The sequence below is a fragment of the Tunturiibacter gelidiferens genome (assembly GCF_014201335.1).
Lineage (GTDB): Bacteria > Acidobacteriota > Terriglobia > Terriglobales > Acidobacteriaceae > Edaphobacter > Edaphobacter lichenicola_E.
On sequence record NZ_JACHEB010000005.1, the window covers coordinates 370,044 to 390,430 of the forward strand.

15 protein-coding genes are annotated in these 20,387 nt (G+C 56.7%); 6 read left to right on the forward strand and 9 right to left on the reverse strand.

Annotation, left to right across the window (positions count from 1 at the left end):
• Nucleotides 1-7: 7 nt before the first annotated feature.
• The 3 genes from HDF14_RS12860 to HDF14_RS12870 are packed head-to-tail and all read right to left on the reverse strand — an operon-like array spanning nt 8 to nt 2,246.
• The gene (locus HDF14_RS12860; protein WP_183977238.1) at nt 8-922 is read right to left on the reverse strand and encodes a bestrophin family protein; all 915 of its coding nucleotides are present in this window, start codon (nt 920-922) and stop codon (nt 8-10) included.
• Nucleotides 919-1,569 carry a carbonic anhydrase gene (locus HDF14_RS12865; RefSeq protein ID WP_183977240.1) on the reverse strand — a complete coding sequence of 217 codons (651 nt, stop codon included), beginning with the start codon at nt 1,567-1,569 and terminating at the stop codon, nt 919-921. The genes HDF14_RS12860 and HDF14_RS12865 overlap by 4 nt, the downstream gene beginning before the upstream one ends.
• A gap of 56 nt (nt 1,570-1,625) precedes the next feature.
• Nucleotides 1,626-2,246, reverse strand: coding sequence for a thioredoxin family protein (locus HDF14_RS12870; RefSeq protein ID WP_183977242.1), 621 nt, complete (start codon nt 2,244-2,246; stop codon nt 1,626-1,628).
• 76 nt (nt 2,247-2,322) lie between these two features.
• Between HDF14_RS12870 and HDF14_RS12875 the strand changes: the two genes are divergently transcribed.
• Nucleotides 2,323-2,610, forward strand: coding sequence for a Dabb family protein (locus HDF14_RS12875; protein WP_183977244.1), 288 nt, complete (start codon nt 2,323-2,325; stop codon nt 2,608-2,610).
• 88 nt (nt 2,611-2,698) lie between these two features.
• Nucleotides 2,699-3,175, forward strand: coding sequence for an HNH endonuclease signature motif containing protein (locus tag HDF14_RS12880; protein WP_183977246.1), 477 nt, complete (start codon nt 2,699-2,701; stop codon nt 3,173-3,175).
• 113 nt (nt 3,176-3,288) lie between these two features.
• Here the strand turns inward: HDF14_RS12880 and HDF14_RS12885 are convergent, their stop codons facing one another.
• Nucleotides 3,289-4,800 carry a glycosyltransferase family 39 protein gene (locus HDF14_RS12885; RefSeq protein ID WP_313899559.1) on the reverse strand — a complete coding sequence of 504 codons (1,512 nt, stop codon included), beginning with the start codon at nt 4,798-4,800 and terminating at the stop codon, nt 3,289-3,291.
• Nucleotides 4,801-5,340: 540 nt separating this feature from the next.
• On the opposite strand from HDF14_RS12885, the gene HDF14_RS12890 reads away from it, so the two are divergent.
• A complete protein-coding gene (locus HDF14_RS12890; protein WP_183977248.1) occupies nt 5,341-8,727 on the forward strand; it encodes a vitamin B12-dependent ribonucleotide reductase in 3,387 nt (1,128 codons plus the stop codon).
• 1,357 nt (nt 8,728-10,084) lie between these two features.
• Here HDF14_RS12890 and HDF14_RS12895 read toward each other — a convergent pair.
• From HDF14_RS12895 to HDF14_RS27205, 4 genes are all read right to left on the reverse strand, one after another.
• On the reverse strand, nt 10,085-10,783 hold the full coding sequence (locus tag HDF14_RS12895; RefSeq protein WP_260698220.1) for a hypothetical protein: 699 nt from the start codon (nt 10,781-10,783) through the stop codon (nt 10,085-10,087).
• Nucleotides 10,784-10,805: 22 nt separating this feature from the next.
• Nucleotides 10,806-12,053: a DUF362 domain-containing protein gene (locus HDF14_RS12900; protein WP_183977250.1), complete on the reverse strand. Its 1,248-nt coding sequence runs from the start codon at nt 12,051-12,053 to the stop codon at nt 10,806-10,808.
• A 224-nt stretch (nt 12,054-12,277) separates the two neighbouring features.
• Nucleotides 12,278-12,469: a hypothetical protein gene (locus tag HDF14_RS12905; RefSeq protein WP_183977252.1), complete on the reverse strand. Its 192-nt coding sequence runs from the start codon at nt 12,467-12,469 to the stop codon at nt 12,278-12,280.
• A gap of 15 nt (nt 12,470-12,484) precedes the next feature.
• On the reverse strand, nt 12,485-12,868 hold the full coding sequence (locus HDF14_RS27205) for a histidine biosynthesis protein HisIE (RefSeq protein ID WP_183977254.1): 384 nt from the start codon (nt 12,866-12,868) through the stop codon (nt 12,485-12,487).
• Between the two features lie 393 nt (nt 12,869-13,261).
• Between HDF14_RS27205 and HDF14_RS12915 the strand changes: the two genes are divergently transcribed.
• A complete protein-coding gene (locus tag HDF14_RS12915; protein WP_313899560.1) occupies nt 13,262-13,732 on the forward strand; it encodes an enolase C-terminal domain-like protein in 471 nt (156 codons plus the stop codon).
• A 190-nt stretch (nt 13,733-13,922) separates the two neighbouring features.
• Nucleotides 13,923-14,723, forward strand: a complete 801-nt coding sequence (locus HDF14_RS12920) for an IclR family transcriptional regulator (RefSeq protein WP_183977256.1) — start codon at nt 13,923-13,925, stop codon at nt 14,721-14,723.
• Between the two features lie 50 nt (nt 14,724-14,773).
• Here the strand turns inward: HDF14_RS12920 and HDF14_RS12925 are convergent, their stop codons facing one another.
• Entirely contained in the window at nt 14,774-16,423 is a 1,650-nt protein-coding gene (locus HDF14_RS12925) for a sodium:solute symporter family transporter (RefSeq protein WP_183977258.1), read from the reverse strand.
• A 372-nt stretch (nt 16,424-16,795) separates the two neighbouring features.
• Here HDF14_RS12925 and HDF14_RS12930 point away from each other — a divergent pair, with 372 nt between their 5' ends.
• Complete coding sequence (locus HDF14_RS12930; RefSeq protein ID WP_183977260.1) at nt 16,796-20,293, forward strand: TonB-dependent receptor; 3,498 nt, start codon at nt 16,796-16,798, stop codon at nt 20,291-20,293.
• The last annotated feature ends 94 nt before the right edge of the window (nt 20,294-20,387 follow it).

Sequence of the window (20,387 nt, forward strand, 5' to 3'; positions counted from 1 at the left end):
GAACACACTACCAGACCACGCCATCCACCGGCGCGACAGGTTGAGGCAACTTCGTCTCTCCCAGTAACTGCCGCAGATTGATCTCAATTGTTGTCGTAATCGAAGTCAGCGGCACATCGAAAATTGTATTCTCGAACGGATCTTCCAAATCGCGTCCTATTTTATCCAGCGCCAGAAAAATAAATCCAACCAGCGTCGAACCGAGCGGCGTAGACCATCCCATACTCGTCACCAAAGCCAATGGCAGCAGCACGCAGTAGATCTGAACAAAGAGCTGCGGAAAGTAGTCGTACACCTTCGGCATCGGTGTGTTCTTAATCCGTTCCGCTCCACCTTGCGCATCCGCAAGATCATTCAGGCTCTCATCCATCGCCCGCCACTGCAGGGCGTCGATCCACTCTCGAATCTGGCACTCCAGCAGCAGTTGGCCCATCCACTCCTGAATCGTCAGAGGAACATTTTTTTCAACGCGCAGCGCCTCCAACTCGCGCTCGTCGAGCAGTGGCGCCAAGTGCGGCCATGGCTCCAGCTTTCTCAGGTGCTGACGAAGAGCATGCACATAAGCAATTTGCAGATAAACCATTCGCCGCTGCATCTGCTTCATCTCTGCAGCTTCGTCGGCTTTCACCGAGAACATTCCCGTCAGTACCTGCCGCGCCCAGCTCCGCGAGTTGTTCACAACCGAACCCCACAGAATGCGCGCCTCCCACCACCGCGCATAGGACGACTGGTTTCGAAACGCAACAATAATGCCGATTGCGGAACCAAACAGCGACAGCGGAATATGCGGCAGTGCCACCCAGTCCCAATGCAACACCTTATACGCCGCCACCACCGCCAGGTCATACAGAACCAGCAGCAGCAGTGGCTTGCCCACGTACATCAGCATCGCTCTTAGCTGTCGCCCGCGAGGAACGATCATTCGCTCTCGCCCTCAACCGCAACAGGCACAAACACGCGGCCGCCGTCTTCCGAGATCCTCACCTCGCCCTTGCCAATGTCATACACCCATCCAGAGATCGTCAGCTCCTCACGCGCCATTGCGCCCGCAACCGACGGATGCGTCCGCAGATGCTGCATCTGCAGCAGCACATTCTCCTCTGTCAGTCGCCGAAGCCGCCCCTCTTTGTTCTCGTCGGTCTCCGCCAGCGAACTCGCCACGCTCAACGCTGCATGTGCGTTCTTTAGCCAGCTCTTCACTGTTGGCAACTTCTCCAGGCTATCCGGATTCAGCAGCCCTTTCATTGCCCCGCAATCCGAGTGTCCGCATATCACTACATGCTGTACCTTCAGCGCCGAAACAGCATATTCAATCACCGCGCTCACGCCGCCCAGCATCTCGCCATAAGCCGGCACAAGGTTTCCGACATTTCGAGTTACAAATACATCGCCCGGTCGCGATTGTGTAATCAATTCAGGATCAATTCGTGAATCGGCGCAAGTCACAATCAGCGCGTGCGGTGTCTGGGGCACGCTGGCCGCCTTGATGTATTCCTGCTCATGGTTCGGATAAACCTTCGTCCGAAACCGCCGAACTCCTGCCTTCAGCTCTTCCAAAACAGCGTCCATAGCTCTCCCTTTCACAAACCGTTAGCTCTATCCTGTATTGTCGGGCCGGCCCGCGTCTATTGCTTCCACTTAATACTGCATCCAACAGCGAACCGTTGATTCGGATCGGGCCTTTTCCCTGCAATCACCGCATCCATAGCTGCACGCAGATCCTTCCCCGTCACAGGAATATCGTTCCCCGAATCGCCTCTCCGTGGCCGGCTATCATCCAACTGCCCGCGATACACCAGCGACATTCCCGCATCGAACAGAAAGAAGTCCGGCGTACAGGCTGCGTCATAAGCCCGTGCCACCTCCTGCGTCTCGTCATATAGATAAGGAAAACGAAATCCCAGCCGCTCCGCCTGCTTCTTCATCTCCTCCGGTGCGTCCTGCGGATAAGCCTCCACATCGTTCGACGAGATCGCTGCGATCGCAATCCTGCCTTCGTAGTCCTTCCCAATCCGCGCCAGTTCCTCCTCCACATGCTTCACGTAGGGGCAGTGTACGCACAGAAACATCACCAGCATTCCGTGGCATCCCGTCGCCGAGCAGTTCGCCGCGTCCGCCCGCGCATCTTCCGAGGCCGTAGCGAACACATCGTCCCGTCCCACGGCCTTCCCACTCACCACATCCATCAGCTCAAACGCTGGAGCCGTACTCCCCAGGGCCACCATCGCCGATTGTGTCTTGGACATTGCACCCTCCACTTCTTCAACGATCATAGCCAACTCTTGTTACATCACGAACCGCGGGCCAAATTACTATACCTCCATGATCATCCACACCTTCTGCTTCCGCTGGAAACCCGACACCACAGAAGCTCAAAAAGAGCGCGCCTACGACGAGATCAACGAACTCCATCTACAGATACCAGCCATCCTCGAAACCAACGTCGGTGCCAACTTCTCGCCGCGATCCCAGGGCTACGAGTTCGGCGGCGTCATGAAGTTTGCGGATCGCGAGTCGTTAGACGCCTACAACAACCATCCCGTCCACCTTCAACTTCTCTCTTGGCTCGTTCCTCTCATCGAACCCCTGGAAGTAGACTTCGAAGTCTGATCCCAGTCCAACCCAGCTCCTTCGAGATAGAACAGAACCAGCCTCAACAATTTCCCCGGTCTTCGCCGTACCCTATCCTCGAAGCAGCATGATCGTCCCTCGCACCCTCGCCGGCGGCCGCACCACGCGCCATGCTCTTCCCATCGGTCCCAACAATCTGCCCCTCTGCCGCTGGTGCGAACTCGAAATCCTCGCCAAACGCCGCCGCACCTTCTGCAGCGACTACTGCGTTCACCAGTGGCGTCTCCGCACCGACCCCGGCTACCTCCGCGATCAGGTCCTCTCCCGCGACCGCGGCATCTGCTCCGTCTGCGCGATCGACACTATCGCCGCCTACAGCGCCCTCAAGCGAGCCCGAGGCCGCGCCCGCGCCGCCGGCCTCCGCCTCTACGGCATGAAGTCCATCACCGCCCGCCGCAGCCTCTGGGACGCCGACCACGTCCGTCCCGTCGCCGAAGGAGGCGGCCAGTGCGACCTCGACAACCTCCGCACCCTCTGCCTCCTCTGCCACCGCGAAGCCACCGCCCAACTCCGCCAGCGACTCCGCCTTACCCGCGCCGTCTAAGTACGAAAAATCACGAGGAAGCAGAATTAGATAGAAGCCGTCATCCCGACCCTGAGCGGTAGTCGAAGGGGAAGGATCCCTGTATTTGCTCGTACCATTCAAATTCAAGCCGATCACCCATAATTCTGAAACTCCTTCCAGAACTCCGGCCACGGCAGGCGTGGTGAGCCGCAAACGAAAATATCCGGATGCCCCTGGCTCTCTTCGTTCTTCACACCCTCCGAGTCCCCGTTATGTCCCGCCAGCCTGCAGGAAGTAAACGCTCTGTCCGCAGCCTCGCGCGAATAGCCCACCACGATCAGCGTTGACGGCGGCACCGCAGGATATCCCCGCAGCCACGCCGAATTCGTCGCACTGATCGGCATCGGCAGCTTGTATGCAGGGCCGAGAATCTCCACTGCGCCCTCTTCTCCATAGTTGCCCACCACAACGCCAACATTACTTCGCTGCTCGGCTGGCAAAGAATCGCGAATCCCTGCTACCGCCTGTACCAGCTCATTCCACCCGAACTCCTCGCGCAGATCGCCATTATTCTTCAGCGCAAATTGCTTCAGTGGCCCATCCAAAGCCAGTGGCACCAGAACTGCATAAATAAATACTCCGTAGGCCGTCATCGCAGTAAAGCCAGCCACAAGCACAACCCGCCGCCACACTCGCGTAAGCCCAGCGACCTTTCTCTCCCAAACCACCGCGCCCATCGCCAGCAGCATCGGATAGGCCGCTGCCAGATAGTACCCCCGCCCCTTACCCACAAAAAACAGTACAAACGGGATAAGGTACATCCACCCCAGCATCCGGTACCGCTCGCTGCGCAGAAAATAAACCACCCCCGCGATCCATATAGGAGCTGTAGCCAGGTTCACGCAGATTACGAACTGGTCTTTCACAAAACCATTCGCCCGCCCTATCCTCACGTCCCGCGCATGGATTTGACGCAAAAAATCAACCGAGATAAATCCATGCCGCGCCTGCCAGAAAAAGTTTGGCGCAAAGATCATCAGCGCCACAACGAAGCCACCCCAGAACCACCCACTCGCGAAGTGACGCCGAGCCGAACTCAACACCATCCCGCCCAGGATCCCCGCGATGAAAAACAAAATCGAGTACTTGGTCATCAGCCCCATGCCGACAAACACACCAATCGCCAGCCACCATCGCGGATCCTCCGTCTTCAACAACCGAATCACGCAATAAGCGATCAACACCCACCACAGATAATCGAACGAGGAGTATTGAAACTCCGTTCCTTCGAACACCGGCAATCCTGAGGTCGCCACCGCCAGCGCCGAGGTTACCTGCGCCAGCCGCCCCCCGCCCAACTCCCGCGCCATCAGCCCCGTCACTAGAATCGCCAGCGCCTGCGCAATCACGGAAAACAGCCGCAAACCCACCATCGACACCCCAAACAACTGCAACCCCAGCCGCTCCACAAATGGAGTAAACGGCGGATATGCAACGAACCCCCAATCCAGGTGCCGCGCATCGCTCAAAAACTGAAACTCATCCCGATGAAATCCATACCGCCCATTGGTCAGCAGGTGAATCAGCATCACCGCCAACGCAATCCCAATCAGCACTAAGGTCTCTGTTCGCGCCTCCTTCCCCGAGCCAATCTCTGTCTGCACCAGAAATCCTCCGTCAGCCAAACGCTACGCAACACATTACACGCGAGTTCACTCCTTTCTGTTTTTGGTCAATTCGCGATCCCAGAACTCCTTCCGGAAAGCCGTCCTCTTTCCCACATTTCCACCCTCATCCACACCACATGCGCCTTGCCATCCGACCCGTTCGCGCCTACCCTCAAAACTGACCTATTACAGATCAGTAAATCCGCACCTATCGTGCTGATTTCGCAAAATCCACAGCAAAAACCAAGGTTTTTACCGTTTTGACACATTAACACCGCATAAATAGGGGTATTCGCACAGCCAACACAACATGTTGTGCTTTATACTTGACACACCCCATAAGGGGCGTTACTTTCACGACTGCAGCCACGCAAAAGACGGCCAAAGTTCCTTACATTTCACGACTCAGAACGCCGCCGGCTCAGCCAAGCCGGATAAATATCCAGCGCTCTACTCGTCAGTTTTACCTCCCGGTCGAACGGCTTTCGGGAGCATCGGCACCCCAGATTTTTCATCAAATTAGAAGGAGTACTCCCCATGGCCACCATTCCCAACCAGACCCAGACACAGACCGTCGCCCAGACCGCATCCGGAGCAGCCGGCTTCAAGAATCAGCGCACTCCCGGTCTGACGTTTGATCGCCACTTCACCAAGCCGGGAATCTCCCCCTACGATGAGATCGTCTGGGAGCTCCGCGACGCCATCATCCAGGACTTCAAGGGCAAGACCATCTTCGAGCAGAAGAACGTCGAGGTCCCCGCCGACTGGTCCATGACCGCGACCAACATCGTTGCCAGCAAATACCTCCACGGCCTCAACGGCACCGACGAGCGCGAATCCGGCGTCCGCGCCCTCATCACTCGCGTCGCCGAGTCCATCCGCGACTGGGGCATCGCCGACGGCTACTTCGCCTCCCAGGCCGACGCCGACACCTTCTACGCCGAGCTCGCCCACCTCCTCCTCAACCAGAAGGTAGCCTTCAACTCGCCGGTCTGGTTCAACGTAGGTTGCGACCGCCTCGAGCCCAACTCTGACGCCCAGAACTGGCACTGGAACGCCACCACCGGCAAGGTCGAGTTCTCCGTCACCGGCTACACCAAGCCCCAGTGCTCCGCCTGCTTCATCAACTCCGTGCAGGACTCACTCGACTCCATCCTCACCCTCGCCAAGACCGAGGGCATGCTCTTCAAGTGGGGCTCCGGCGCAGGCTCGAACCTCTCGAACATCCGCGGCTCCATGGAAACCCTCTCCGGCGGCGGCACCGCATCTGGCCCGCTCTCTTTCATGCGCGGCTTCGACGCCTTCGCCGGCGTCATCAAGTCCGGCGGCAAGACCCGTCGCGCCGCCAAGATGGTCATCCTCAACGCCGATCATCCTGACATCGAAGACTTCGTCCAATGCAAAGTGAAAGAAGAGCAGAAGGCCTGGCATCTCATGCAGGCTGGCTACGACGGCAGCGGTCCCGACTCCGAAGCTTACAGCTCCATCTTCTTCCAGAACGCCAACAACTCCGTCCGCGTCACCGACGAATTCATGCGTGCAGTCGAGTCCGACGGCACCTTCGTCACCCGCACCGTCAAGGAGCGCACCCCGGTCAAGGAGTACAAGGCCCGCGACCTCATGCACAACATCGCCGAAGCCACCTGGCAGTGCGGCGACCCCGGCATGCAGTACGACACCACCATCAATCGCTGGCACACCAGCAAGAACACCGCACGCATCAACGCCTCCAATCCCTGCTCGGAGTACATGTTCCTCGATGACTCCGCCTGCAACCTTGCTTCCTTCAATCTCCTGAAGTTCCTCACCCCCGGCGGACAGTTCGACATCCCCAGCTACCGCCACGCCATCGCGATCGTCACCACCGCCATGGAGATCATCGTCGACTCCGCCGGCTACCCCACCGAGATGATCTCGAAGAACTCGCACGACTACCGCCCCCTCGGCCTCGGTTATGCGAACCTCGGTGCACTCCTCATGGCCTTCGGTCTTCCCTACGACTCCGACGCCGGCCGCGACTTCGCCGCCACCCTCACCTCCATCCTCTGCGGCGACGCCTACTGGCAGTCCTCCCGCATCGCCGAAACCTGCCCGCCCCTCGGCGCAGCCACCCCCCTCACCCAGCAGGCAGGAATCGCCGGCGGAGCCTGCCCCGGCTTCTACGTCAACCGCGAGCCCTTCCTCGACGTCATCCGCATGCACCGCGCCGAGGTCAACAACATCGGCCGCTCCAAAAATTCAGCCGAGCCCTTCTTCGTCCCCCAACTCGACCAGCTCATCGAAGCCTCCCGCCACGCCTGGGACGGCGCACTCGCCCACGGCGAAAAGCACGGCTACCGCAACTCCCAGGTCACCGTCCTCGCCCCCACCGGCACCATCGGCTTCATGATGGACTGCGACACCACCGGCATCGAGCCTGACCTCGCCCTCGTTAAATACAAGAAGCTCGTCGGCGGCGGCATGATCAAGATCGTCAACAACACCGTCCCCTCAGCCCTCATCAAGCTCGGCTACGACGAGGCGCAAGTCAACGCCATCGTCAGCTACATCGACGCCACCGGCACCATCGAAGGCGCGCCCGCCATCAAGCCCGAGCACCTCGCCGTCTTCGACTGCTCCTTCAAGCCCTCCAAGGGAACCCGCAGCATCTCCTACATGGGTCACATCAAGATGATGGGCGCCACCCAGCCCTTCCTCTCCGGAGCCATCTCCAAGACTGTCAACCTCCCCCAGGACTGCTCCGTCGACGACATCGCCGAAGCCTACATGGAGAGCTGGCGCCAGGGCCTCAAGGCCGTAGCCATCTACCGCGACAACTCCAAGGGAACCCAGCCCCTCAACGTCACCGCCCAAACCGATGCCGACAAGAAGGGAACCCGCGCCACCAACGCCGTAGCCTCAACCACCGAAAAAGCCGCATCGGACAAAAACGGTGTCATCCTGAGCGAAGGCGCAGCCGAAGTCGAAGGACCTGCAGTTGCCGCCGTCAAACTTCAGCTCACCGAGGCCATGGAGACCGCCACCGCCGCCCACATCCGCATCCACAACCTCGAAACCCAGCTCAAGCAGATCACCGAAGCCGCTCTCCAGAACTCCGACGCCGCAGACTCGCAGGCACCGCCCCGCGCCGTCCGCCACCGACTCCCTGCCGAGCGCGCCTCCGTCACCCACAAGTTCGGCCTCGCCGGACACGAGGGCTACATCACCGTCGGCCTCTACCCCAACGGCCAGCCCGGCGAAATCTTCATCCGCATGGCCAAGGAAGGCTCCACCGTCTCCGGACTCATGGACTCCTTCGCCACCGCCGTCTCCCTCGCTCTCCAGCACGGCGTCCCTCTCCGTGTCCTCTGCGAGAAGTTCGCCCACACCCGCTTCGAGCCCTCCGGCTGGACCGGCAACGAGCAGATCGGCTACGCCAAGTCGATCATGGACTACATCTTCCGCTGGATCCAGATCCGCTTCCTCTCCGGACACCAGTTCGACCTCTTCGCCGGCCTAAGCCCGCAAGCCCAGAGCCAGCCACAGGCCCAGATCGCCATCCCCGTCCAAGGCACCGTCACCAGCCCGGCCAACCGCGTCGAACTCAACGCCTCCGCCCCGGCCGCTGAACCATCCTCGCCGTCTCCTTTGTTGTCATCCCGCAGCGAAGCGGAGGGATCTGCGTTTAGCACTTACGACAGCCACGAACACACCCACCCCACCACCCCACCCCAGGAGGGAATCGCGCCCGACCTCAGCGCCCGCAGCGGACTCGAATCCCCCATGTCCCTCGAAGACCGCGGCATCTACCACGCCTCCGACGCCATGAAGTCCATGTACGAGATGGGCGACTCACCCTCCTGCGCCACCTGCGGAGCCATCATGACCCGCAGCGGTTCCTGCTACCGCTGCATGAGCTGCGGCAGCACCTCCGGCTGCAGCTAAATGGCGTGACGAAGGTAGAGGGGAACTTGGAAGAAGCGCTTGGAAGCCGATTCCTACGCGGGTAGTGGATCGTATCCTACTTTGATTCAAATACTTAGCTCGTCAGGACTAGAATCGACCGCCGTGTCCGATGCGAAATTTAGCCTTATGCGTAACTTCATCGTGGAACTTCAGCCTTTTGGGTTCGGTTCCTCAGCCTTATGGGGTTCAGCCTTTCGCAGGTTGTTGAAGCAACGCAAGTTCAAGGTTATGCTCAACCCACACAACTGTACGGAACCACTTTCGATGAAAGTGGAGATCGATAAAATGAAAGTGGCTCCGTGTCGTGTAAGTAGCTGATACTAAAATATTTACTGAGTAAACCCAAAGGTGACATGAGTCTATTTTGGGGTTCACAGTCATTAAAAAATCCCATTCGGTTTCAAATGGGGCTTTTGTTTCCTAAACTCGGCCGGTGTAGGTTCAAGCCCGCATACGCGACGACGTCACACTCTAACAATCTCAATTCAATAAATTTCATTAGATCAAGCCACGAATATCCAAGCGGTTCCCAGTAACGGGAAGGGGTGTAGCTCGCGGTTACCGCACAATGAACTCTGATTTTCTTGATGACGAAGTTGAGCCTTCTTGTTGTGGAAGGCGGCAGCGTAGTGTCGGTAAGTACCTGGTATTGAAGGGTTGTCTTCTGGACCTGATCGGGATCGAACCCATGACCTCTTCCATGCCATTTTTAAACGATCATGTAACGTATTGGTTTTTGAAGGCCTCCGTCGCCCCCTGAAGGCCCCCAAAACGCCCTAAGAACCAGTTATTGTTCCCTTATTGCTCCCACACGGCCGTTATCGCTCCCACGTACTGAGCCTCTCTTATTGCCAGCAAAACGAAGCTCGATATCCGTTCTCGCGGATGTTGCATAGACCAGTTGAGCCCCCCTGACTTTCGGGCACCTGTCCGACAAGCCGGCTTTACGATGGTCCTGCTCAATGGGGTTGTTTAGGTGCTTCGAAGAGCGTAGCCATGTCCGCTTGGACAACGGCCCATCCGTTCTCTTCTCGCGGACGCTCACAAGAAGTGGGGAAGAATGCACACTAAACCCATCCTCTGCCTTCTCAGTAGGCCAGGGATGCGGAGACCGCGTGAAACCGAGGATTCGCGGGATCCCGGAGAACCGATTGTTCTGCAGCGCACCATAGCCGTTCGAGGTGGGCTCCGCGATTACAGGGACGTTCGCGAGGCCACTGAAAAAGTGAAACCCACCGCGGATGAATTCGTTGCGATTCGTTCTCGAGTACCGAAGCTGCTGATGCTCCATGTAATGGACGGTTGAGCCGAGATGTAACAATTTGCATCCCTTTCGTCAGTGATCCTGTTTGAAGTTAAAATACGCCAAATTCATGTTGCCGCCGGTCAAGATGTGGACGGTGAGAACATTCCTCCCCTTGCTAAGGCGAATCTTGAAGAACTTCGGAGCCAAGTTCCAGTGATGCCACTGACGCCAAGCCACGGGGTCTGCAGAGTCATATGTTGTTGGGACCTGCAGCGGTCCTGTTGCCTCTTTTCCATTCACGTCGATAGAGATTGTTCCGCCACGATTGGAGGTGTGAAGAAAATCGGCAGCATAAGTTCCTGCCCGCGCGGCGTCGACAGTGATGTTGAACCATTCTCCGGGTTCGGTCCAGCCAACATAGGGCAAGTCTCGAGGAGGGACAATCTTGTCAAAGGGGTTGTCGTCAAACGGATCCGGCTTCCGGTCGAACTTCGTATATGAAGTATCCACTCCCTCATGGATGCGAAACTCATTGAGGTAGGTCCCATCGGCCGGATTCAATTCTCCGCTGCCGTGATTCTTTGAGTCAGTGTCGTGATACGCCACTCCTTCGCCGCCCAGATCATAATAGGCGCACAACACCCGACCCGGTACTTTCTGTGGGCCGTCTTGATAGCGGCTGTCGCGATAGGGCATGCCCTTATATTGGCTCAAAAATGGCTGGGAAAACGCACTTGCCGCTAATACCGATGTTGCGGTCAAGCACAAGAACAAGACGTTCCTGCTCATCTTCATCTCCTCTTGGTCCCGATCAGCCCACTTGGAAAAGCTCGATCCCGTGCGCCTTTCCGAGATTGCCCGAGTACTTCTTGTCCGTTCCATTGTTCCAATGCTCATGTACGCCAAGGCTGCGGCATCGGAAGCCATCGCGTTCAGGGTCGTAGAAAGTCTTCGAAGGTGGATCATTAGCCAGAGCGGCTTCGCGAAGATAGTTGTCTGCATTCTTAATATCCACGAGATCAGGCCATTCCGAGGTCAGAAAATCGAAGCCGACCGAATCGGCCGCCACACCGTCCAACGACATGAAAATGCTGCTCGGCCACGCATCGTTGAAAGGGGCCATCTTCCATTTGCGCTTTGGTGGTCCATCCGCGTTCGAGCAACCATAGAGCCCGTCGACGATAAAGAGCATGGTCTTCTCGCCAAGATCCTTATGACCCAGGAAATCGACGAATGCGGAGTAACTTGGGGAACCGTCATGGTTGGGAGGGAAGCCGTCGTGCGCGTTTTTGCGCCAGTCGGGATTGATGCTTGTGGCGCCGAACAGATTCTTAGCACAAAGCGTCACCCCTGAACTCACATGTCCTTTTAGCAATGCCGCATCGATTAGGTAGGCGGCCTCGACGACCGTGGTATCGAGACCCGAAGCATTGCGGCTGGTAACCGAGAAAGGGATCGCGTTGGGCTTGAACTCGGCCTTCAGGCGCCCGTCGCCGCCTATATGGTCCACGAACACGACGCCAGGAAACTCACCGTAAATTTTGTCGTAGAGATTGCCGGGGATGAACCGGCTGGTATCGAAGATGGTGATCGACGATTGCGGCACTTTTCCCGGACCGGTCAACTGCCGGACGAGCGAAAGGATCAGATGGGGCGACGAGTTGAGACGGTCGATCGTGCCATGATCCGTTGTGTTGTTCAGGTTCGGTTTGATTGCGACCTTCTCGCCGGCCTTGTATCCGACGTTGCCACGATCATGAGTGCGATTGAAATAGTGGAAGATGGCGCTCCATGCCTGGGCATCGCTCCTTTGATTTGTAAGACCTCGGATGGAGCAGGAGACCATGCGATCAATTGCAGCCTGGTTGTTGTTGGCGTCCGCCCACCAGGAACCTGTTCCATCCCAAGTCACAGCCGCCGGATCGTGGGCCCAGGTGACTCGGCCGGGAACCACGCCGCGGGGAACACCCAGTGGGGAAAGCGTGGATCCGAATAAGGAAGAATGCATGCTGCTGGCAGCTGCAATAGAAAGGGCGAAATGTCGGCGCGTCATTTTCATTTGTGGCTACTCCTTCTCGGTAAATCATGTGTTCCGTGGTGCCATTGAACGGCTCGAGACGCGAGTATGCCCGTCCCTGCGCGAAGATCTGAGAAAGTGGAACGACCATGGCAGTGCGCCCACGAGGGGCCGTTGGGGATGCGTAATAAGGTTGCTAATAATTCCGGGCGTAATGGGGTCCATAGAGTCCGATTACACCACAGACATACCGCTTCTTCTCGTGGTCAGGCCGTCTTTGCTTCCCGTGCATCAGCCCCCACAACCGCTTTGCCAACAGGCTTCTTCTTGACTCCGTTGCCTATGCCCAACGATACGGCCTTCCCGACCGCATTCTCGGTTAAGCCCTTCTTCACAGCTTTCCGGACTGCTTTTTCTACTCTCTTCGCTGCCTTCTTCTTCGCCTTGTCATTCGCCATATTTCCTCACAGTTTTTACCGCCGTCCGGTCGCCTTCTTCACAGCCTTCTTTACGGATTTCTTCGCAGTTTTCTTAGCCGGAATCTTTTTGGCTATTGGCTTTTTAACGACCTTCTTCACCGGTGCCTTTTTCACAGCTTTCTTTGTCACGTTTTGTTTCGCGGCCTTCCTGGCGGGAGCTTTTTTTGCTGCCTTCTTTGCCACAACCTTCTTCGCAGAGGCCTTTCGCACAGTCTCTTTGATAGGGGCTTTCTTCGCCGATGACTTCGTCAGAACGTCGGTAACCGCGGTCACGGCTGTACCCACTGCGTTGTTGACGGAGCCTGCCACATCTTCCGCCATTGCAATTCCGTACCCGACCGCCTCTGCAGCCTTCTCCACTATTGTTTTTTCAGCCATTTTCAAATCCCTCGGTCTTTATGTACATTCGCAGTTACGAATTGTAGAGGCATATCGAGGTAAGCGCACAAATCTTTTGTTTCCTCTTCTAATTGTTTCCCCCGTAATGCCTAACAGGCGCGCGCCGCTAATTCCGCAAATTCCTTCCACCCCTCTTCGGTGCCCTGCAGAGGGTCCCGAGAAGTATTTTGCGGACGCGTCCCGACCTGCTTTACGGCACGGGTAAACAACCTTGAAAGGAGAAGCCCATGTCTACGACTCAAATCCCACTGTCTAAGCTCGCTATTTCCCCCGAAAACGCATGTAAAACCTTCAGCAAGTCAGGCATCCACGAGATGCAGGCCAGCATAAGTCGGAGGAGATCCAGAAGACGATCTTCGCCGTGGCCGCATTGTGCGAGAGGCGATCGGTTGGGAGACCCGGCTAATGATCGATGCGAATCAGAAGTGGGGAGTGGAAGAGTCCATCGTACGCATTCGTGCGTTGCAGGAGGTTCAACCGTGGTGGATGGAGGAACCGACCAGTCCGGAAGATATTCTTGGGCACGCGCGGATTCGCCGCGAGACAAAGCCCACACGCATTGCGACTGGTGAGCATTGCCACAACAAGGTGATGTTCAAACAGTTGATGCAAGCGCAGGCGATTGACGTATGTCAGATCGATAGCTGCCGCGTGGCAGGCGTGAATGAGAACCTAGCGATCATTCTGATGGCCAAGCAATTTGGCATTCCTGTCCACACGCGGGAGGTGTTGGGCTCTGCGAATATGTGCAGCATCTTTCAGCGTTCGACTTCCTGTATGTTTCAGGAACGATGCAGGAGCGGGTCATTGAATTTGTCGACCACTTGCACGAGCATTTTGTGACCCCGGTCGACGTAAGACGGGGACGATACTATATGCCGGAGACGCCAGGCTATAGCATCGAGATCAAACCTGACTCGCTGCAGACGTATGCGTTTCCGCACGGAACCTATTGGTCAGAGGAACTCGTCGGCCACTTGGCATAGATTGCAAATGAGTCTGCTATTCTGAGTGCGTTCTCGACCCTTCCCATATGGCATCTGGAAAACTCGCGAAGACTGCGTCTAAACAATCCAAGAATACTTATGCTACGCCAGCTCTGGAAAAGGGCCTGGATGTCATTGAACTGCTCGCTCACCAGCCGAGTGGCCTAAGCAAAAGCGACATTTCACGCCATCTCAATCGCACCGTGTCTGAAATATTCCGCATGCTGGTGTGCCTGGAAAAGCGAGGATACATCGCACAAAGCGACGGCGATCGTTATGCGCTCACGTTGAAACTTTTCTCCCTGGTGCAAGAGCATCCGCCGACGGAGCGATTAATCACCGAGGCTCTGCCGGTGATCCATCGTGTCACGCAACAAATGAATCAATCGTGTCACATGGGCATTATTGAAGGTGCCCAGGTTACGATTCTTGCGCAGGCGAATGCACCGACGCCAGTGGGGTTTTACGTCAAGCTTGGCTCGACGGTGGACTTGATGGAGGCGGCGTCTGGTTACGTCATTCTTTCCCATCTTAGAGAGGATGATCTTGAACGCACTCTGACCGAATGGAAGAGCATCACTGGTAAGAAGGTTCCCGAAGATCTCAAGAAACATCTTTCCCGCATTCGCCGGCAAGGGCATGAGGCCCAACCGAGTTACTTGGTTCGTGGTGTTGTTAATATCAGCTGCCCGATCTTCGATGAGCGTGCCTCGGCAATCGGAGCTCTGACAGTTCCTTACATTCAATACAACGAGTCCAAGGTAGGGCTTCCCGAGGCAAGTAGGATCCTGAAGCAGGCTTGCCTGGAGATTACTTATGCTATCGGCGGGAAACCTCCAGCGAGTTGAAGACTGCGAAACGATGCGCTTGGCGCGGGCGCGCACCGCAACCACGTCTTTTAGCGGAGAAGCCAGTTGAGTTCGAGCAAAAGGACCATAAGTATGGTCGCGAGTACCCACGTGGACCGGTACACCCGGTGATCTGACTGCAACTTTGACCACCGTGCAGAACCATCTCCAGATTCGCAATCCGACTGTACAGATACGCTGACGCACACTGCGACAACGCAGGTCGTCAGGAAGGCGTATATGGCGGAATGAAAGCTGGCGCTCATCATCGTTCCGTAGCGCAGAAAGCCTGAGACAGAAAAGATCAGGTGCAATATCGAGGCGCTCATTCCAGCAAAGAAGCCAGCGAAAGCGCCGCGGGTTGTGACGCGGGGAGAGACTATGCCGATCAGAAAAATCGCCCAGAGCGGGGTGCCGAAGATGGTAAAGATCAACTGCACTTGCTCCATGATGGAGCTGAAGTAGAACGTGATGGAGGAATCGAATACTGCGAGAGTGGCAGCAAAAACAATTGCACACCGGCTGACGAACAGGTAGTGCTCTTCGCGACGGCCCGGACGTAACTGCGTGCGATAGATGTCCTCTGTCCATACGGAAGCGAATGCCGCCACGTTAGCTGCGACCCCTGACAGGAGGCTGGCGGTAAGAGCGGTACACCCGATGCTCAGCATGACGGGACCGTATGCGCTTTGCATGAGCAGCGGGATAGCCTGCTCGTACCGTGCCGTAGTGCCGAGTTGGGTAAAGAGACGGGCTGCAACTAATCCCGGACAAACGACGAGAATGGCAAAGACGAGCTTCGCAAACCCGCTCCACAGAGGAACTTGTTGTGCGGCTAACTCCGTCCGGGCAGTGAAAGCGCGTTGCATCAGCACGAAATCGGTGCACCAGTATCCGAATCCGAGGACGAATCCCAATCCCACTATCAGCCCAAGAACATCAAATGGACTGGACACAGACGAGGTCGGCAGACCCACCCATAGGTGGCCAAGCAAGATATGGTTCGTTCTCTTAGCAATCAGCAGGTACCGAACACTTAGACAGCCGATGGGGACAAGCCCGAGAAGCACAACGGTCAGCTGCAGTATTTCGTTGTAGATAGTCGCGCGGAGTCCGCCCAAAAGGATATAAGCAAGCACGACAGTAGCAGTGGTGGCCGCTCCGGTGACGAAGCTCCAGCCGGCGGCCACCTCCAGAAATTGGGCGACAGCGAAAAGCGACACGCCAGCGAGCAGGAGCAGGGAACTGGCGACAACGCAAGCATTCAGGAGGCGCATCGGCGGCCCGTAGCGAATCTCCAGGAGCTGCGGCATACTCCGGATTGAAAGGGTACGGTAGAGTGGCAGGAATCGGAGTGCCGAAAAAACGATTGCTGGGATAGCTCCAATCAGATAGAAGTGAAACGCTAATACCCCGTACTGCGCTGCTACGGCGCTTAGCGCTATGACCTCGAATGCTCCACAGTTAGCTGCGACATAAGAGAGCACGACAATACCCGAAGGCAGGGATCGAGTCGCGTTGAGATAAGAGTTCGCCGCTCGAAATCTACGCCTCGCGGCCCATCCGATCAGAAGAGATGCTATGAGATATCCGGGCAGTAGTAGTTCCAGGATGGTCCGAGCTTCCCGTATGTTTGGAGCATCTATAAACTGGAGCATGGACGCAATATCGATCAACCCACGGCACGCTGACCTCAACATTTGCTTCACACCTCAAGCGTCAATCTACTTCCGGCGAAGGATAGCAGAAGCCTTAGGGGCGAAGTTAATATGTGGCGCTGCAAGTGGCTTAGTGTAGTTTCACCTGTGCGTTTAAGTTTTCATTGACAAACGAGATTGAGTTTCTGTATTTTTCTCCTCGAAATGTAACCGGATTCATTTTGGGATCTAAAGATGTCGATTCATGCGATTCAACCCTCTCGAGAGACAGGGGTCCCAGGAATTACTGAAGTCAGAAGCAAAGCGCCGAGGTAGCAAATCGACGGCGCATGCTGGAGGCAAATACTTATGCGAGGCGAAAACGTGGTTCTAGAATCTGAAGAGTGTCTTCTGGTGAAAGGGAAGTCATGGCCAATGGCGTGGCTGCTTCTTCTATCCCTATGCGGTTTAGCACATGCCCAGGTGGATCAGGGCGCGATCACAGGTGTCGTGCAGGACTCTTCTGGTGCGGCGATTCCAAATGCGAGGGTTACGCTTACAAGCCCGGAGACAGGATTGGCGCTGCAACGCCAAGCCAATGAGAGCGGTGTCTACGTCTTTTCTCCGATCAAGATAGGCGACTACACACTGAGTGCATCCGCTCCTGGGTTTTCGACGACGAAGGAGGCGAACCTGCACGTCGATATACAGCAGCGCCTGAACATCGACCTGAAGCTAAAAGCGGGCGCCGCAAGCGAGACAGTCACGGTGACAACTGGTGCCCCTCTCCTGGAGACGCAGGAAGCGGCGGTAGGCCAGGTCATCAGCACCGAGACGATCAACAACACGCCGCTGAATGGTCGCAACTGGGTCTACATCGCGCAATTGACGGCTGGCGTTGCTCCTCCGTTCGGAGGCACCCGCGGTAGCGGTACGGGCGACTTCGTCGCGAACGGCCAGCGCGCCGAGCAAAACAACTTTGTTCTGGATGGCGTCGACAATAACACCAATCTGATTGACTTCCTCAACGGCTCAAGCTTTGTAATGCGCCCGCCGCCGGATGCGCTCGCCGAGTTCAGCATTCAGACAAGCAACTTCAGCGCAGAGTTTGGTCACTCCGCAGGCGCCGTGATGAACGCCAGCATAAAGTCTGGAACTAACGCCATCCACGGTGATCTTTGGGAGTATCTCCGTAATACCAATCTCGACTCGAAGGACTGGGACGCAAGCACGATCTCGCCTTATCACCAGAACCAGTTCGGCGGAACGATCGGCCTGCCCTTCTGGAAGAACCATCTGTTCTACTTCGGCGACGTCGAGGCCAACCGAATCTCGGTAGCCTTACCCACCACGACCACGGTTCCAACAGCGTTGATGCGCACGGGTAACTTCTCTGAACTGCTGAATACCAGCCTCAACAACCAGGGTGTGCCGGTTCAGCTCTATGCCCCGAATTCGGGTGGCACGACGACGCTTTCCTGTAACGGTGTCAACAATGCGCTTTGCCCGAACCAGATCGATCCCGTTGCGCAGAAAATCATCAACCTGTACCCACAGCCGAACCTCGGCGTGCCGGGACTGACCTACAACAACTACCGTGTGAACCTCGCTCGGACGGATAACACGGTACAGTGGGATCAGCGACTGGACTGGAATATAAGCGCGAAGGACCAGGCCTACGTGCGTTTCAGCTACGCGCACGAGATCAAGACGAACGGTCTGCCGCTTGGTCCGGTACTGGATGGCGGCGGCTTTGGCGGTGCGAACGATACGAATCTGGCTGAAAACTTCATGCTCAGCGAGTCCCATGCCTTCACATCGAACCTCCTCAACGAGTTCCGCTTTGGCTACAACTGGATTGTCTCGCAATACCACCAACCCAACGCCAACGACTACTCCCTGGCGGCATCGCTTGGGCTGGGTGGCATTCCCAACAACGGTCCCGGGCTCGGTGGCATTCCACTAGGCTACTTCGGCTATGGCCCGATCCAGATCAACCAGTGGGGATCTGTAGGCACACAGGACGAGGCCCAGAATGTCTATCAAATTTTGGACAACGTCTCGCGCACCATTGGAAACCATTCCCTTAAGGCGGGCGTGTCGTTTCAATCGATTCGTGTCTTCGATCGCTATGCTCCGAACCCGATTGGCCAGTACTATTTCAATGGACAGTACACGGGCAAGGTGGGGAGTTCCATCACAACAGGCGCAGGTCCGGCAGATTTCCTGCTTGGGCAGATGAACTCTGCCGCCATTGCGAACAGCCCTCCGATCAATGACTCACAGTGGTACAACGCAGCCTATTTGCAGGATGACTGGAAGGTCACGCCACGGCTGACGCTCAACGTTGGCCTTCGTTATGATCACTATGAGCCATACAAGGAGAACGCAGGCAACCAGGCGAACTTCATCTCGACAGGCAATCTGGGCGTCGGTACTGGAACGGGCATCTACGAGCTTCCCAGTCGGTCACGCAATCAGGACCTCGGCGCGCCGTTCCTCGCCGTGCTGGCCAAAGATCACGTATCGCTAGAGTACAACGACAACGATCGGCTGGCGTCGGGACAGAGCGTTAACTTCGCGCCGCGTCTGGGTGCTTCGTTCCGGACCGATGAGAAGACCGTTGTCCGCGCCGGCTTCGGACTCTTCTACGGTGGTTTGCAGAGCCAGGGCAATACCAACCTTGGAACGAACTTCCCCTGGGCGAACGGAGCCAATCTCCCAACGCCGGACTGTGCTTTAGGTGCCTGTCCATCGCTGTTGTCTCAGGGCATCTCGCTGGAGAATGGCCTGGTAGCAGCCACAGGGGTTGGACTTCAGAACTTTGTGTCCTTTCCCGGTCTGCACGGTATCGATCCGAACATCAAGACGCCCTACACCATTAACTACAGCCTCGCGGTGGAGCGGTCCATCACCCCGAACCTTGCGGCGACTGTCAGTTATGTCGCCAACTCGTCCAGGCACCTCTCGACCTACTACGATCCCAACACGATACGCGGTCTCTTCGCTCCAGGTGTATCGACGCAGCAGTTCCAGCCATTCCCCGACCTCAGCGGAATCGGAACGATCCACTTCGGCGGCGACAGCAACTACAACTCACTTCAGACCAAGCTGGAGAAGCGTACGTCACACGGCCTGACGTTCCTTGCGACGTACACTTATGCGCACGCGCTCGATGACACAAGCGACGCGGGCGGACTTTCGACCGCAGTCGGCGACCGCAACATGGCACTAATTCCGTACGGACAGGAATGGACGAACTCGCCGTACGACATTCGTCACCGCTTCACTTTGAACGGAAACTATCTACTGCCGTTCGGGAAGGGGCGTGCGTATCTGAACAACTCCCGTCTCGCGGAATATACCGTCGGCGGCTGGTCCACAAGCGTGGTCTTCGCAGTGCAAACCGGCACTCCTTTCACTGTGTCGCCGAGCATCTCTACTGCGAATGGTGGAACCGCGCGTGCCCTCCTCGTCGGTGATCCTTTCAAGTCGGGTGGAACTCCAGACACGGCCAATAACCCCAGCTTGACTTCTTGTCCTACAAAGGTCAAAACACGGACGAACTGGTATAACCCCTGCGCCTTCGTAAATCCGTTGCCCGGAAACCTCATTACAGGTTCAACCGTCGTCACGGATTACGCGTCCGCTGTCGCATTTCTTGGTGGTCGCTCGAACCAGATCTACGGCCCCGGCTATTCGCGGGTGGACATGTCGTTGTTCAAGACTTTCCCCACTTTCCGCGAACAATCGCTGCAATTCCGCGTCGATGCCTTCAATCTGCTCAACCACCCAACGAATGGAAACCCAACGAATGGAACTGCTGCGACCGGTATCGGACCGCAAGCCGGTCAGATCACGGGAACGAAGTTTTTCCAGAACAACACACCTGATGCTCGCTTCCTTCAGCTCTCGTTGAAGTACGCGTTCTAACTCGCCAGGAGGGCCGGTTCTCTGTACGGCCCTCCTGGTTCCTGCATCTCTACGGAGTCTATTGTTTTCTAACCTTGCGCCCTCCGACGGTCGG